The following is a 13,810-nucleotide window of genomic DNA, read 5'->3' on the forward strand; positions in this document are numbered from 1 at the left end:
GGTCACCGTCCTTCGCGCCACCATGTGGCGGAGAAGGCAAAGAGGAGGGCGGCAAGACCGGCAAAGCCCGCAAACAGCGGCAGTGTATTGATGCCCTTCAACACGGTTTCGTCGGTCATGCGGATGGTCAGGCGCTGGTTGTCGGCGACGCGCACGGCGCCGCGCACGGGAAGGACCTGAGGCACTGTCACGCTGTCATTGACGCCGGCAACCCGGCTGACGAGACCCTTTGTTTTCTGCGACAGCGGCTTCAACGTCTCGGTGGTCGAGATCATCGCCCGGAATTCCGGGGCATCGATGGCGCCGATATGGACGAGCGTCGACAGATTGCCATTGGCAATCTGATAGAGCCCGATCTCGTCCATATGTTTTTCGGCCTGATAGAGACCCGGCTGCGTCTGCTTCAGCGGCAATGTCTGTGACCTGCCGGATGGCGATTTGATCGTGGCGGGGCCGGGATCGTCGCCGATGGTCTGGCGCGTCACCTGCAGCGTGCGGCCGGCGGCGTTCGCAGTCAGCGCTTCTTCCTCCAGCGCCGGCTCCTTCAACAGCCAGTGGGCGATGCGGCGATAGAGCGACACGTGCGGGCCGCCGCCTTCGAAGCCGCGCGCCCAGAGCCAGCCTTCGTCGGAGAGCAGCATGGCGACACGGCCCTGGCCGACGCGGTTCAGCACCAGCAAGGGGCTGTTATTCACGCCGACCATCACAGTCTGTCCCTGCGGCCGTTCGACATCGACGCTGCGGAACCAGCGGCCCCAATGCGGCGGCTCGGCGTCGGATCCATCCAGGCCGCGTGTCACGGGATGTTTGCGGCCCTGATCCGACAGACGCGGATAGAAGGCCTTCTCGATCATCTGACCCGTCGGCTCGGCCGGCAGCACGGAAGCTAGCGGCGTCAGCGCGATCGAACTGCCGCCGGCATGTTCCGGACCGGCGGCCACGAGCAGGGCGCCGCCGTTTTCGACATATTGCGCCATATAATCATAATAGATCGTCGGCAGGACGTTCTGACGATCTTGGTAGCGATCGAAAATGATCAGGTCGAAAGAATTGATCTTGTCAACGAAAAGTTCGCGCGTCGGGAAGGCGATCAGCGACAATTCGTTGATCGGGGTGCCGTCCTGCTTGTCCGGCGGACGCAGGATGGTGAAATGCACGAGATCGACCGAGGCGTCCGATTTCAAAAGGTTGCGCCAGGCGCGCTCGCCGGCATGCGGCTCACCCGAGACGAGCAGAACGCGCATGTTCTGGCGGATGCCTTCGATCAGCTGGACGGTGCGATTGTTGATCGCCGTAACTTCGCCAGGCACCTCGGCGACGGCAAATTCGAGGACATTGTTGCCGGCGCGGGGCACCTTGAAGCTGAAGGGCGTGTCCTGGCCGGGTGTAGCCTGCAGAGTGGCGATTTCGTCGCCGTTCATCTTGACGGTCACTGCCGCCGTGACGCCAGGGCTCTTGCCATCGTCAACGACACGAAAGACGAGCTGCTGCTCGTCGTTGACGATGCCGAAACGAGGGGCGCGCACGATTTCGATGCGGCGATCGAATTCGTCCGGCTTGCCTGTGATTAGCCCGTGGATGGGTGCGTCGAAGCCGAGTTGCTGGTTGATGCCGGGGATGTCATGGATCTGGCCGTCCGTGAGGAAGATGGCGCCGCCGATTCGGGCGGGCGGCACGTCCGCGATCGCTGAGGACAGCGCCGAGAAAAGCCGCGTCGAGGGCGATTCTGCTTCCGCCGGATCGCGCACCTCGACGATGCGTGGCTCCATGCGCGGGAATTGCGCCAGCCGGTCCTTGAGCATCGCTAGAGCGTCGTCCGTCATCTTGGAGCGTTCCGGTGTCTGCTGGCTGAGACTGCGGTCGACCACGATTGGGACGATGGTCGTCAGCTGCTCGCGATCCTCCTGCATCAGCACCGGGTTGGCGAGCGCAGCCAGGAGAGCAATGCCCGCCAGAGCACGGATCCAGCTGCCGCGAAGGCGCCTGAAGATCGCAAGCGCCGCGATGGCAAGCGTCAGCACCGCCAGAGCGGTCAGGATAGGCCAGGGGAGGAATGGGGCGAAACCGATATTCATATTACTGCCCCAAGCGCTGCAAGATATCCGGAACGTGGACCTGATCGGATTTATAGTTTCCGGTCAGCATGTACATCATGATGTTGACGCCGGTGCGATAGGCGTATTCGCGCTGGGTTTCGTCCGGCGGCACGGTCGGCAGCAGCGGCGAACCGTTTTCATCGATGGCCCAGGCGCCAGCCAGATCATTGCCCGTTATGATGATCGGCGTCACACCGTCGGAGGTTGCGACCGCATTTGCGTCGCGGCGCACATCCTGCCGCGCCTCCACCCAAAGCGGACTATCGGCATAGCGGCCGGGGAAGCTCGACAGAAGATAGAAGGATTTGGTCAGCACGTGTCCTGCCGGTACCGGCTCCAGGGGCGGAATATCGAGATTGGCGAGGATCTGCTGCAAGCGCTGGCCGTTCGGGCTTGGCGTCGAGGTATCGCCCATCGTGTCGATGGCGTCACGGGTGTCGAACAGCACGGTGCCGCCATTGCGCATATAGGCGTCGATGCGGTTGATGGCGTCATTGGAAGGCATCGGCGCGGTCGCTGAAACCGGCCAGTAGATCAGGGGGTAAAAGGCCAACTCGTCCTTGGTCAGGTCCAGCCCGACCGGAGGGCCGGGCTCGAGCGTCGTGCGATAGGTGAGATAGTCGGAAAGGCCGGCAAGGCCGCGCTCCGAGACATGATCGACCTCCGACTCGCCCGTGACGACATAGGCAAGATGGGTCTTATCCAGCCGCGAAAAGATGGTGTCGTCGCCGGGTTTTGAATCGTCGGCCAATGCGATTGCCGGATGCAGGAAGATGGCAAGCGAGGCGGCCAGCAGCAGCATCGCTGCGCCACCCGCCATCGTCTTTGCCGATCTGCCGAGGCGCGGGAAGGCGCCATTCATGAACAATACGATGATGCTGTCGGCCAGCAGGATCAGGAAGGCGAGGGTGAAGAGGATCGGCTTTGCCGACCAGGCTTCTCCGCCGATTAGGCCCTCCCGTGCGACCGAGCCCAAAGCCGAGGCATCCAGCGGTTTCAGTTGCGTGCCGCTCGAAAGCGTATTCAGTGCGACAAAGCCTTCTTCGGAGCCGTAGAGGCCGGGCGGATTGTCGAAACTTGCAATCGACGCTCCCTTGCCGTTCGGTTCCAGCGGGCGCGCGCTGCCGATTTCGCTGGTCAATACGCCCTTTGCGGTCAGGAGCCGGTAAGGCGGCATCGCTTCGCTTCCCTTGGCTGCGGCGCCTTCCGGCGGAGTGACGCCGCCGGCATGGGACAGCTGCACGATCCGGCGCAGCATTTCGACAAAATCGCCTGAGATCGGCAGGTCGGACCATTGCGGCTCGGCGCTGACGTGGAAGAGAACGATGCGGCCTGCCTGCATCTGCTTTTCGGTGACCAGCGGCGTGCCGTCGGCAAGGCTTGCCCAGGTGCGCTCGGCCAGATCCGGCGTCGGCTCGGCCAGGACCTGCCGCTTGATGAGCACATCCTTGGGCTTCGGCATGCCGGCGAAGGGGCCGAATGCCGGGAAATCGGAAAGTGGCTGCGGCTCTGCCCAGGAAAGTGCGCCGCCGAATGTGCGCTCGCCCTGCCGCAGCGTCACGGGCACGAGCGGATCGTCGGCGGGTGCCGCGGCAAGGCGCGGGCCGGCGAAGCGGACGAGCGTGCCGCCATTCTGGATCCACTTCTGCAGCGGCGCATAGGTTTCCTGCGGCAGGCGGCCGACATCGGCCATGATGATGACCGAGGGATTGCCGGTGAGCAGCTCCGGGATCGATTTGGCAAGATCGGCGCTGTTCGGCTGGATCAGGTCGGCATAGGGCTGGAGGGCGCGCTGGATATAATAGAGTGGCGACAGGATCGGCTGGAATTCGTCGGCTGCCTGACCGGAAAGAAGCGCCACGCGCCGGCGCCGGAAACCATCATCGAGCAGATAGACGCTTCCGGCGCTCGCTTGCCGGTCGAGGCTTATGCGGGCGAAATCATTGCGCATCTCGAAAGGAGCGGCAATGGAGCCGGTGGCGACGGTCTGGCCGCCGGCGAAATCAAGCGAACCGACGGCGATCGGCCGTCCCTGATTGTCCTGTGCGGTCAGCCCGAGGCGCATCGGGGCGGTGCCATTCAGCCGCGTCGCGGTGACGGTCATGTTGTTGGCGGTATTGGCCGCGCCGGTGATTGCAATGATATTTTGACCGTCGCCTTCGATCAGCCGCAGCTCGCCTGGCTGCAGCGCGGCGAGCCGGCTGACGATGTCGTCCTTATCCCTGCTCTCGACGCCATCGGAGATGAAGGCGATCGTGCCGGGTTTGCTGCCGTTGAGGGCCGCCTTCACGGCGTCGGCAGCGCGCTCGCGATCAGGCACCAGTGGCCTCGGGTTCATGGCATGCAGCTTGTCACGCGCCGATGTCGCAGCTCCCGGCGTCGCATCGTTGCTCTGCTCTGCGGTGAAGGCGATCGATACGGGAATGCTCTTGGCATCCGCATCGTCGATCAGCGCATCAGCTGTGCGTACGCGGCGTTCCCAGTCGGAGACGCTCGCCCAGCTATTGTCGATCATCAGCACCAGCGGCCCGCCGCTCGATAGCGTATTGGTGCGCGGATTGAACATCGGGTTGGCGATGGCGAGGATGGCGAGGGCGGCCAGCAGCATGCGCAGCAGCGTCAGCCACCAGGGGCTGCGCGCCGGCGTTTCCTCGCGCTTGAGGATGGCGGCCAGAATGCGGAGCGGCGGGAACACTTCGGTGCGCGGTTGCGGCGGCGTCAGGCGCAGCAACCACCAGATCGCAGGGAGCAGGATAAGAGCCGCGAGGATGGCGGGCGAGGCGAATGCAAAGGAGAGACCGCTCATGGCTGCCCTCCGGAAGCTACTCTGGCGGGCATGCCGGAAAGATACATATGCACGGTGACCAGCGCTTCGGAGGCCAGCCGGTCCGTGCGGTGGCTGACGAAGGTCCAGCCGAGATGACGCAGCGATTGGCCAAGGTTTTCACGGCGAGCGAGATAGGCGCGCTGATAATCGTCTCGCAGGTTTTCTGCGCGGCCGGCAATCAGCTTCGAGCCCGTTTCGGGATCGCTGAATTCGGTCCTTCCGCTATAGGGAAAGAGCTCTTCGGCGGGATCGGCAACCTCGATCACATGGCCTCGCAAGCCCCGGCGCGCCAAGGGGCCGATCCTGCCCATGACGCTATCGGCATCGTCGAGAAAATCGCCGATCAGCACGATATCGCTCCAGCCACGGATCATTGATGTCTGCGGAAGACCGCCTTCGAGCGGGGTATGCATCAGGGCTGCGGCCAGACGCTCGGCAGCGTTGCGGGTCGAAACCGGCTCCATGATGCCGGGGCAGCCGATACGCTCGCCGGAGCGGGAAAGAATTTCCGCCAGGGCCAGCATCAGGACGAGCGCGCGACCCTCCTTGGACACATGGCCATAGGTCGACTTATACATCATGGACGGCGACAGATCGGCCCAGAGCCAGATCGTATGCGCGGCTTCCCATTCATGATCGCGGATATAGGTATGATCGTCGCGGGCCGAGCGCCGCCAGTCGATGCGCGAAAGGCTTTCACCTTCGGTATAGGGGCGGAACTGCCAGAAATTCTCGCCGATCCCGCGCTTGCGCCGGCCGTGCCAGCCGGCGATCACGGTATTGGCGATGCGCTTGGCTTCGACGAGGCAATCAGGCACGAGGGCGGCACGGCTGCGGGCTCGGGAGAGGGCATCGTTGCCTGAGGTCGGTCTGACGATCTGTCCGATGGATGCCACGCGCTATACTCTCCTCGACATCCGGGTCACGATTTCGACTTGACCAGCCCTGCAATGACATCGCGCACGGACATACCTTCTGCGCGGGCGGCAAAAGTCAGCGCCATGCGGTGTTCCAATACGGGTTCGGCCAGTGCATGAATGTCGTCGATCGACGGCGCAAGCCGGCCTTCGTAAAGGGCGCGGGCGCGGGCGCAGAGCATCATTGCCTGGCCGGCGCGTGGGCCGGGACCCCAGGCGACATGCTTGTCCGTCGAGGCATTGCCCTGGCCCGGACGGGCCGAGCGCACCAGCGACAGGATCGCATCGACCACGCCGTCGCTGACCGGCATCTGCCGGATCAGCTGCTGGATTTCCAAGAGGCGCTCGGCATCGATGACTGCCTGCGGCGTCGCTTCGCTCAAGCCCGTCGTTTCCAGCAGGATGCGGCGCTCGTCGGCAAGCTCGGGATAATCGACGTCGACCTGCAGCAGGAAACGGTCGAGCTGGGCTTCCGGCAGCGGATAGGTGCCTTCCTGTTCCAAAGGATTCTGTGTTGCGAGAACGTGGAAGGGAGCGGGAAGGTCGTAGCGCTGGCCGGCGATGGTGACGTGGTATTCCTGCATGGACTGCAGCAGGGCCGACTGCGTGCGCGGCGAGGCGCGGTTGATTTCGTCGGCCATCAGCAATTGCGCGAAGACCGGTCCCTTGACGAAACGGAAGGAGCGGCGGCCGCTCTCGTCCTGATCCATCACTTCGGAGCCGAGAATATCCGACGGCATCAGGTCGGGGGTGAACTGCACGCGATTGGAGGCAAGGCCGAGCACGGCGCCGAGTGTCGTCACGAGCTTCGTCTTTGCAAGGCCAGGTACGCCGACGAGCAGGGCGTGACCGCCGGCGAGCACGGCGAGCAGCGTGTTTTCCACGACGCTTTCCTGGCCGAAAATGACCTTCGACACCTCTTCGCGGACGCGGGCAATATCGCCAAGCGCCTTTTCGGCTGAGGCGATGATGGCCTGCTCATCGAGGCTCGTTTCGGTCGATTTGATCATGCCCATTTGCGTCTCCAATGGCAGAAAAACGGTGTGCGTGATTCGCAGACGTTACACATTTGCCTCATAATCAATACAACTTATCGCCACCAAGACGGCTGACAAGCACGTTTCAAATGACTATCTCGTGAGAACTGTCATATTCCTGACTAACGACCAACCGGGACAGAAGAATGGCAACCGAGGAAATCAGGACAACGGGCGATGCCGCAAGCCTCGCGGCGCTGATTTCCCGCGCGGCCGGTGATAGCGGCGGCCGTAAGAAGGGGCTGCCGCCCGTCGATCGCTGGAATCCGCCGTTCTGCGGCGATATCGACATGGAAATCAGGGCCGACGGCACCTGGTTTTATCTGGGCACGCCGATCGGCCGCGCGCCGTTGGTTCGGCTGTTTTCCACCGTCCTTCGCAAGGATGCCGATGGGAAGACCTATCTCGTCACGCCTGTGGAAAAAGTCGGCATCCGCGTCATCGACGCGCCTTTCGTGGCTGTCGAGATGAGCGTAACGGAGCGCGACGGCAAGCGCGTGTTGACCTTCCGCACGAATGTCGGCGATGTCGTCGAGGCTGGCAGGGACCATCCGATCCGCTTCGTCATCAGCGGTGAGAACGATGAATTGAAGCCTTACCTGCATGTCCGGGGGCGTCTTGAAGCGCTGGTGACGCGGGCGGTCATGTACGACCTCGTCGAACTCGGCGAACCCGTTGAAATTGCCGGGCGCGAGATGTTCTGCGTGCGCTCAGGGGGCACGATCTTCCCTGTCATGCCGGTTGCGGAACTGGATGCGCTGACTCGATGAGCGAATTCCCTCTTTATTCCGCGGATGAATTCCGGCGTCGCGCCCTCAATCAGAGCGGTGGCCCGATCGATCTCGCCTGGCGCGATCATGGCGATCATCTGCTTAATCCGGAGACCATAGCGCAGGTCGCGGACCTGAAGCTGAAGGATGCTGCCGTACTCGTACCGGTCGTCGACAGCGGCGACGATGCCAAGGTCATCTTCACGCTGAGGACATCCACCCTGCGCAAGCATTCCGGCCAGATCGCCTTTCCGGGCGGTGCTATCGACCCGGAAGATGCCTCGCCGGAAATGGCGGCAGTGCGCGAGGCGGGCGAGGAGATCGGGCTGGCCGACATCTTCATCGAGCCGGTGGCGCGGCTGCCGCATTATCTGGCGGCGACCGGCTTTCGCATCACGCCGATTCTCGCGGTGGTGAAGCCGGGCTTTCACCTGGCTCTCAATCCGACGGAAGTGGAGGATGTCTTCGAGGTGCCGCTCTCCTTCTTGATGGACCCCGACCACCACGTGACCGACACGATGCTCTGGCAGGGAACTGAACGCCATTTCTACCGCATGCCTTATGGGCAGCGCATGATATGGGGCATTACCGCCGGTATCGTCCGCACGCTTTATGAAAGGCTCTATACATGACGTCCGTTGCCGATGAGGCCTGGTTTCGCGATGAGGCATTGCAGCGGGTGCTGTCGTTGCTCGATGCCGAGGGTGGCGAGGGGCGCGTCGTCGGCGGGGCGGTGCGCAACAGCCTGATGGGATTGCCGGTCGCCGATATAGATATAGCGACCACCCTGTTGCCGGAGGCCGTTGTCGAAAGAGCCGAGGCGGCGGGGATCAAGGCGGTGCCAACGGGCATCGCGCATGGCACCGTGACCTTGGTCATTGATGGAAAACCGTTCGAAATCACCACCTTGCGGCGCGATGTGGAGACGGATGGACGCCGCGCCGTGGTTGCTTTCAGCCAGGATTGGCAGGGCGACGCCGAGCGGCGCGACTTGACCATCAATGCGCTCTATGCGTCTGCCGACGGCGAGGTCGTGGATCTTGTCGGCGGGCTGGCCGATCTGGAGCGCCGCAATATCCGCTTCATCGGCGACGCGGCGACACGGATCGCCGAGGATTACTTGCGTATCCTGCGGTTCTTCCGCTTCTTCGCCCACTACGGCAGCGGCCGGCCGGATGCGGACGGGCTTCGCGCCTGCGCAGCTGCGAAGTCGAAGATATCGACGCTCTCGGCCGAGCGCGTCTGGTCGGAAATGAAAAAGCTTCTGGCGGCTCAGGATCCGGGCAGGGCGCTGCTCTGGATGCGCCAGATCGGCATATTGACCGAAGTGCTGCCGGAAACCGAGAAATGGGGCATTGACGCCATTCCGGGGCTTGTCGCCACCGAGCAGGCGCTCGGCTGGCCGGCGGAGCCGTTGCTGCGGCTCGCCGCGATCGTGCCGCCGGATGCCGCGAGACTTGCAAAACTTGCCGAGCGGCTGCGTCTTTCAAAAGCCGAAGGCGCCTATCTCCAGGCATGGGCGAATGCGCCTGTGGTCAAGGACGATATTTCGGAAGCGGCCTTCGACCGCCTGCTTTATCGTCACGACCCATCGGGCATCGTGGTTCGCCTGAAGCTGGCGCTTGTGACGGCGCGGAGCAAGGCGGAGAGCGATTTCGAGGAAATGGGACGTGCCGCGCGGCTCGGCAAGCTGCTGGAACGAGCGGCAAAATGGAAAAGACCCGCTTTCCCGCTCAGCGGTGCGGATGCACTGGCTGCGGGCGTCGCCGCGGGGCCGCGCGTCGGCGAGCTTCTTGGCAAGCTCGAGCAGGAATGGCTCGACGGAAACTTCAAGATGAACCGGGCGAGCCTTCTCGCCCGACTGAAAGAGTTGGCTGCCGCGTGATATCGAGACCCGTTGCCGGCGCCTAATCAGGCCGCATTGGCTTCGTCGCGAATGCGTGCCTTGATATTGTCGACCATGTTTTCCCGAATGATCGTCTCACCATGCGCATCGCGCATGTGCTCGACGGCACGGCGAACCACTTCGGCATCGTCCTGGGCGCGAGTATGCCAGGAGCAGCCCGGCACCAACGTACCACACTCGAACAGTCGCATATCTTCCTCCTCATCTCTCCAATCGTTCCGGTCCCTCCATGCCAAAGGCGTAGGGCTGAACGACATGGGGCTAAACGCGGTCGGTGGAAAAAAGTTTCTGCCGGCGCCAAGCCTCCCGCTTGCCGCCGGCTGTCTCCCGGATTCAATCCGGCATTGCCCAGGATCTGAAGCAGTCCGATGACTGATACTTCGTAACCGGTGGCTGCCTTGCCGAGCGATCGGCCGCGAAGCGGGCGATGTCGTTCGGTGATTTACCCGCCAGCTGCATCCTCACCTGTTCGATGAAGCAGGATAGCGGCAGGTCGGATCCGCTGCGGATCCGCATATCTTCGGCCAGTCGGACGATAAACTCGGGACTATCGACCGTGCGTGAAAGTTTCTGCTCTTTCGAAGCTTCGGTGACGTGTTTCTCTGCTGCCATTTACAACCTCCTCCGATTGAAACGAGCATTAGGTCACTTAGTCACTCCTCCCGCCGATTTCAGGGCATTATCCGATCAACTCCGTCGGATATCTAAAGCGTATCGCGATTTTTCACACTCGCCCATTACGCCCCGCATTGCCTGCTTTTGCATGTCGTTATCGCAAAACGCCGCCACACTTGCGCGACATGCATCAGGGCCAACGCACCACCGGCGGCAGGGACGAAAGAATGGACTCCACATTGCCGCCAGTCTTTAGTCCGAATATTGTACCCCTATCGTACAGCAAATTGAACTCCACATAGCGCCCGCGGCGAATTAATTGCTCGTCACGGTCCTCTTCCGTCCATGTTTCGTTGAAATTGGAGCGGACGATGCGCGGGTAGACCATCGTGAAGGCGCGGCCGACGTCGCGGGTGAAGGTAAAATCGGCATTCCAGCCGCCGGCTTCTTCCGAAGAATGCAGCCAGTCGAAGAAGATGCCGCCGATACCGCGCGGCTCGTTGCGGTGCTTCAGGAAGAAATATTCGTCGCACCAGCTCTTGTAGTGCTGATAGTCCGCGACGGCGTGACGGTCGCAGACGATCTGCATGGCGCGATGGAAGAGCGCGCTGTCGGCATCTTCCTGCGTGCGCCGGCGCTCGAGCATCGGCGTCAGGTCAGCGCCGCCGCCGAACCACTGGCTCGTCGTCACCACCATGCGGGTGTTCATGTGCACGGTCGGCACGTTCGGATTGACGGGATGGGCAATCAGCGACAGTCCCGAAGCCCAGAAGCGCGGATCTTCCTCGGCGCCCGGAATCTGGCTGCGGAAATCGGGAGAGAATTCGCCATAGACCGTCGAGGTGTGGACGCCGACCTTTTCGAAGACGCGGCCTTCCATCATCGACATGCGGCCGCCGCCGCCCTGGCCCTTGTCTCTCTGCCAGTCCTTGGCGACGAAGCGGCCGGGCTCCTGGTCGGAAAGGGGCCCGGTCAGCTCGTTCTCCAACTGCTCGAACTCCGCGCAGATCGTGTCGCGCAGGCTTTCGAACCAATGTCGTGCTGCTTCTTTCTTCTCTTCAATATCCTCGGGTAATCCTTTGGGAAGATTGGGTCGTTCCATTCATGCTCTCCGACGGCGCGAGCAGCTGGCGGCCCGCGATTCGCGCTGTATGTATCGTGAGTTGGAATATCAGCAAGATTGCGGCGCAGCCAGTGCAGCAACGTCGCAGGAGAATCGACTCGCAAATTTCACAATGCGGTATTATGTTCCCTCTCTCAAAGGCGAGGTTTTATCATGAGGATACCTGGACCGCCGCCCCTTGATGGGTTGAGACGCAGAATATTCCGTTACCGGCAGGACCATCCCGCCGGTGGAAAGAGTGAATTCGTTCGCGAGACCTTTTGTCTCAGTCGCCCCGAAGCGCGTGAAAAGGCGCGTGAATGGTTCACCGAATTCCCGAAAGCTGCCTACTGGACCGAAGTCGAAAGCTGGCGTCAGGTCGACGGCGACCGCATCGAATTCACCATGCGGCGCTTGCCATCGGCGGACTGAAACCGAACGACATGGCGCCCGCATGAGGGTGATGGCTCCCGAAGCGTGCTCCCGTTTCTCCGAGGCGTGCTGGCGATGTGTCGCGAGCTCAATGCGGCATGGGCGGTGGCGGATCATCCGATGGACCGAACGCGGGCGGCTGAGCGCTTGGCATGGGCCACGGGGAGAAAGCTTTCTTGACCTTCTCGATCCCAGTCGTGTTGCCACTGGCTGGAGCCGGAGGTGAGGGAGGCTTTGTCTCTGGTATTGCCGGCCGTTCGGCCGCGGCACCGAGTGTTGCAGCTTGGTGTTCTCCAGCTTTCCGATCTTCGGCGACGGGCGATGCCGCAAGAATTTCCATCAGCGTGATGGTCACCGGCAGGTGGCCGCTCAAATCGGTGTTCGTGTGATGCCATGCATGCGCGACGCGCTGATCGGCGCGGATGAACCGTCGGGAATTGATCTCGCCGAACCAGTCCCACTCGCCCATGACATCGACGACATCGGTGAATGCCGATGGCATCGCGATGCGCGTACCGATCGTCACGATCTTGGTATGCCGCGCCAGCTCCGCAACCCGCCCCTCATCCTGCTTCGAGAGGTTATGCAGGGCGGCAGAGAGGACCAGATTGCCTTTGGAGTGGCCCGCCAGCAGAGGGAAGGAGAGGCGGGGATCGGCAAGAAGCGCCTGCACCGTTCTGGTGTCCAGGCTGGTGCGGGCAGCAGTTCCATCGCGCTGCGCTCCAACCTTGGGCCGGCCGGCAAGATCATCCAGGCTTTCAAGCAGCGGCCGCAGCCCCCTCAAATGACCGAAGAAAAACGATCCGCCGAAGGCTTCCGTGATGGCATCGGCTATGCCGTAGCCTGAGACGACGACCGCGACCGGTGCGTCGATCGCATCTGCCACGTTGCGGGCAAAGGCGGCCGCGCCGAGCGCGGAGCCGCCGATGCCGGCGACTGCGAGCGCCCGGGCATTACCGCCGCCGCGCAAGACGAATTCATCGATGGTTTCGCAGAGGGTGAGCGCCCCAAGACCGCTCGGCGGCACGATCAGGATCGCGCCTTCGGCGGCGAGCGAGTCGCTGATGTAGAAGGCTTCCTCGGGTGTGATGACCTTGACGTCGTAAAACAGCGCATCGAGAGCGAAGTTGCGCTGGCGAAGGCCCTCCAGCGCGAGGTTGCGCAAAGGGGAGTGCTGGAGCCGCTCGGGAAGGCTCAATGTACGTGCGAACTGCGTGAGGGAAAGCGTGAATGCCGTCTGGAACATGGGTCACCTCGTCAAGGCTGCCTGAGTTAGAGCATTCCAGAGCGAAGCTTCTCACACTTTATCCGGCGTGCCAACGCCTATTCGGGTGCGACATTCAGGCCAGGTGCGGCCCCGGTGCGGTAAGCGGCGGCCATTGCGTTTGCCGCAAGGCTTCCCCCGATATCATGGCGGCTGACATCGCAACATTGATGGAGCGTTGGCCCTCGACCATGGGGATCAGCACGCGGCCATCGGCCTTTTCATGCACATGCTCCGGCACACCGGCGCTTTCGCGGCCGAAGAGGAGAATATCGTCGTCGCGGTAAGCAAAATCCGTGTAGCGCTGGGCCGCCTTCGTTGAGGCCAGCACCAGCCGCCGTCCGCTTTCCTGCCTCCATGCCTCGAAGCGCTCCCAATTGACGTGTCTGGTCAGGGTGACAGTGGCAAGATAATCCATGCCGGCGCGCTTCAGATTGCGGTCCGATATGTCGAAGCCGGCCGGCTCGATAATGTCGACGCCGAGGCCGAGGCAGGCGGCGAGCCGCAGGATCGTGCCGGTGTTGCCGGGAATGTCGGGTTGGTAAAGGGCGATGCGCAGTTTTGTCATATGCTGCAACTAGCGAAATCGCCTGGATTTGTCTCAGATTTTTCGCGCACCCTTCATTTCCGTGATCTCTCCCATAAAGAGAATTGAAGGATTCAGCCCATTTTTCAGGCATATTTCGCTTTTCAAACAGGAAAAGTCGCGCTAAAAAACGTGCGCTCTACAACTTGCGAAAGAAGGAGGCACAGATGGATATCTTGTTTGTGATAATGCGCCTCCAGGCCGTGAACACACGGATTTGACTGGCGCTACAAGGCGCGTATTCGCAAGTACCCCCTT

At 62.3% G+C, this 13,810-nt stretch carries 13 protein-coding genes; 4 read left to right on the plus strand and 9 right to left on the minus strand.

Annotated elements, in window-relative coordinates; genetic code table 11:
- Positions 1 to 2 precede the first annotated feature (2 nt).
- Genes FHT84_RS14370 through FHT84_RS14385 form a run of 4 tightly spaced genes read right to left on the minus strand, consistent with a single transcriptional unit; the run spans position 3 to position 6,856 of the window.
- The gene (locus FHT84_RS14370) at positions 3 to 2,075 is read right to left on the minus strand and encodes a hypothetical protein (RefSeq protein ID WP_113251089.1); all 2,073 of its coding nucleotides are present in this window, start codon (positions 2,073 to 2,075) and stop codon (positions 3 to 5) included.
- A gap of 1 nt (position 2,076) precedes the next feature.
- Complete coding sequence (locus FHT84_RS14375) at positions 2,077 to 4,902, minus strand: DUF4159 domain-containing protein (protein WP_113251090.1); 2,826 nt, start codon at positions 4,900 to 4,902, stop codon at positions 2,077 to 2,079.
- The gene (locus tag FHT84_RS14380) at positions 4,899 to 5,819 is read right to left on the minus strand and encodes a DUF58 domain-containing protein (protein WP_113251091.1); all 921 of its coding nucleotides are present in this window, start codon (positions 5,817 to 5,819) and stop codon (positions 4,899 to 4,901) included. Before FHT84_RS14380 ends, FHT84_RS14375 begins: the two co-directional genes overlap by 4 nt.
- 26 nt (positions 5,820 to 5,845) lie before the next feature.
- Positions 5,846 to 6,856: a MoxR family ATPase gene (locus tag FHT84_RS14385; protein WP_112340679.1), complete on the minus strand. Its 1,011-nt coding sequence runs from the start codon at positions 6,854 to 6,856 to the stop codon at positions 5,846 to 5,848.
- Between the two features lie 167 nt (positions 6,857 to 7,023).
- On the opposite strand from FHT84_RS14385, the gene FHT84_RS14390 reads away from it, so the two are divergent.
- Genes FHT84_RS14390 through FHT84_RS14400 form a run of 3 tightly spaced genes read left to right on the plus strand, consistent with a single transcriptional unit; the run spans position 7,024 to position 9,532 of the window.
- Complete coding sequence (locus FHT84_RS14390; protein WP_112340680.1) at positions 7,024 to 7,647, plus strand: DUF1285 domain-containing protein; 624 nt, start codon at positions 7,024 to 7,026, stop codon at positions 7,645 to 7,647.
- The gene (locus tag FHT84_RS14395; protein WP_112340681.1) at positions 7,644 to 8,279 is read left to right on the plus strand and encodes a CoA pyrophosphatase; all 636 of its coding nucleotides are present in this window, start codon (positions 7,644 to 7,646) and stop codon (positions 8,277 to 8,279) included. Before FHT84_RS14390 ends, FHT84_RS14395 begins: the two co-directional genes overlap by 4 nt.
- On the plus strand, positions 8,276 to 9,532 hold the full coding sequence (locus FHT84_RS14400) for a CCA tRNA nucleotidyltransferase (RefSeq protein WP_113251092.1): 1,257 nt from the start codon (positions 8,276 to 8,278) through the stop codon (positions 9,530 to 9,532). Before FHT84_RS14395 ends, FHT84_RS14400 begins: the two co-directional genes overlap by 4 nt.
- Before the next feature lie 26 nt (positions 9,533 to 9,558).
- On the opposite strand, the gene FHT84_RS14405 is transcribed toward FHT84_RS14400, so the two are convergent.
- The 3 genes from FHT84_RS14405 to hemF all read right to left on the minus strand — a co-directional run bounded on the left by FHT84_RS14405 (position 9,559) and on the right by hemF (position 11,270).
- Entirely contained in the window at positions 9,559 to 9,744 is a 186-nt protein-coding gene (locus FHT84_RS14405) for a DUF1059 domain-containing protein (RefSeq protein WP_112340683.1), read from the minus strand.
- A 142-nt stretch (positions 9,745 to 9,886) separates the two neighbouring features.
- Positions 9,887 to 10,165: a hypothetical protein gene (locus tag FHT84_RS14410; RefSeq protein WP_112340684.1), complete on the minus strand. Its 279-nt coding sequence runs from the start codon at positions 10,163 to 10,165 to the stop codon at positions 9,887 to 9,889.
- A gap of 193 nt (positions 10,166 to 10,358) precedes the next feature.
- A complete protein-coding gene (hemF, locus tag FHT84_RS14415) occupies positions 10,359 to 11,270 on the minus strand; it encodes an oxygen-dependent coproporphyrinogen oxidase (RefSeq protein WP_183762945.1) in 912 nt (303 codons plus the stop codon).
- A gap of 171 nt (positions 11,271 to 11,441) precedes the next feature.
- Between hemF and FHT84_RS14420 the strand changes: the two genes are divergently transcribed.
- Positions 11,442 to 11,702: a hypothetical protein gene (locus FHT84_RS14420; RefSeq protein WP_174718626.1), complete on the plus strand. Its 261-nt coding sequence runs from the start codon at positions 11,442 to 11,444 to the stop codon at positions 11,700 to 11,702.
- Between the two features lie 88 nt (positions 11,703 to 11,790).
- Here FHT84_RS14420 and FHT84_RS14425 read toward each other — a convergent pair whose 3' ends face one another.
- Both FHT84_RS14425 and FHT84_RS14430 read right to left on the minus strand, forming a co-directional pair.
- A complete protein-coding gene (locus tag FHT84_RS14425; RefSeq protein ID WP_112340686.1) occupies positions 11,791 to 12,948 on the minus strand; it encodes a hypothetical protein in 1,158 nt (385 codons plus the stop codon).
- A gap of 94 nt (positions 12,949 to 13,042) precedes the next feature.
- A complete protein-coding gene (locus FHT84_RS14430) occupies positions 13,043 to 13,534 on the minus strand; it encodes a tRNA (cytidine(34)-2'-O)-methyltransferase (protein ID WP_112340687.1) in 492 nt (163 codons plus the stop codon).
- Positions 13,535 to 13,810 lie beyond the last annotated feature (276 nt).

Origin of the sequence: Rhizobium sp. BK289, assembly GCF_014193575.1 — a bacterium.
GTDB classification, from domain to species: Bacteria; Pseudomonadota; Alphaproteobacteria; order Rhizobiales; family Rhizobiaceae; genus Rhizobium; species Rhizobium tropici_C.

Excerpts from the sequence above, each read along its gene's own strand:
- FHT84_RS14370 (WP_113251089.1), bottom strand. The coding sequence starts at position 2,075 with ATGAATATCGGTTTCGCCCCATTCCTCCCCTGGCCTATCCTGACCGCT.
- FHT84_RS14375 (WP_113251090.1), bottom strand. The coding sequence starts at position 4,902 with ATGAGCGGTCTCTCCTTTGCATTCGCCTCGCCCGCCATCCTCGCGGCT.
- FHT84_RS14385 (WP_112340679.1), bottom strand. The coding sequence starts at position 6,856 with ATGGGCATGATCAAATCGACCGAAACGAGCCTCGATGAGCAGGCCATC.
- FHT84_RS14390 (WP_112340680.1), top strand. The coding sequence starts at position 7,024 with ATGGCAACCGAGGAAATCAGGACAACGGGCGATGCCGCAAGCCTCGCG.
- FHT84_RS14395 (WP_112340681.1), top strand. The coding sequence starts at position 7,644 with ATGAGCGAATTCCCTCTTTATTCCGCGGATGAATTCCGGCGTCGCGCC.
- FHT84_RS14400 (WP_113251092.1), top strand. The coding sequence starts at position 8,276 with ATGACGTCCGTTGCCGATGAGGCCTGGTTTCGCGATGAGGCATTGCAG.
- FHT84_RS14405 (WP_112340683.1), bottom strand. The coding sequence starts at position 9,744 with ATGCGACTGTTCGAGTGTGGTACGTTGGTGCCGGGCTGCTCCTGGCAT.
- FHT84_RS14410 (WP_112340684.1), bottom strand. The coding sequence starts at position 10,165 with ATGGCAGCAGAGAAACACGTCACCGAAGCTTCGAAAGAGCAGAAACTT.
- hemF (WP_183762945.1), bottom strand. The coding sequence starts at position 11,270 with ATGGAACGACCCAATCTTCCCAAAGGATTACCCGAGGATATTGAAGAG.
- FHT84_RS14425 (WP_112340686.1), bottom strand. The coding sequence starts at position 12,948 with ATGTTCCAGACGGCATTCACGCTTTCCCTCACGCAGTTCGCACGTACA.
- FHT84_RS14430 (WP_112340687.1), bottom strand. The coding sequence starts at position 13,534 with ATGACAAAACTGCGCATCGCCCTTTACCAACCCGACATTCCCGGCAAC.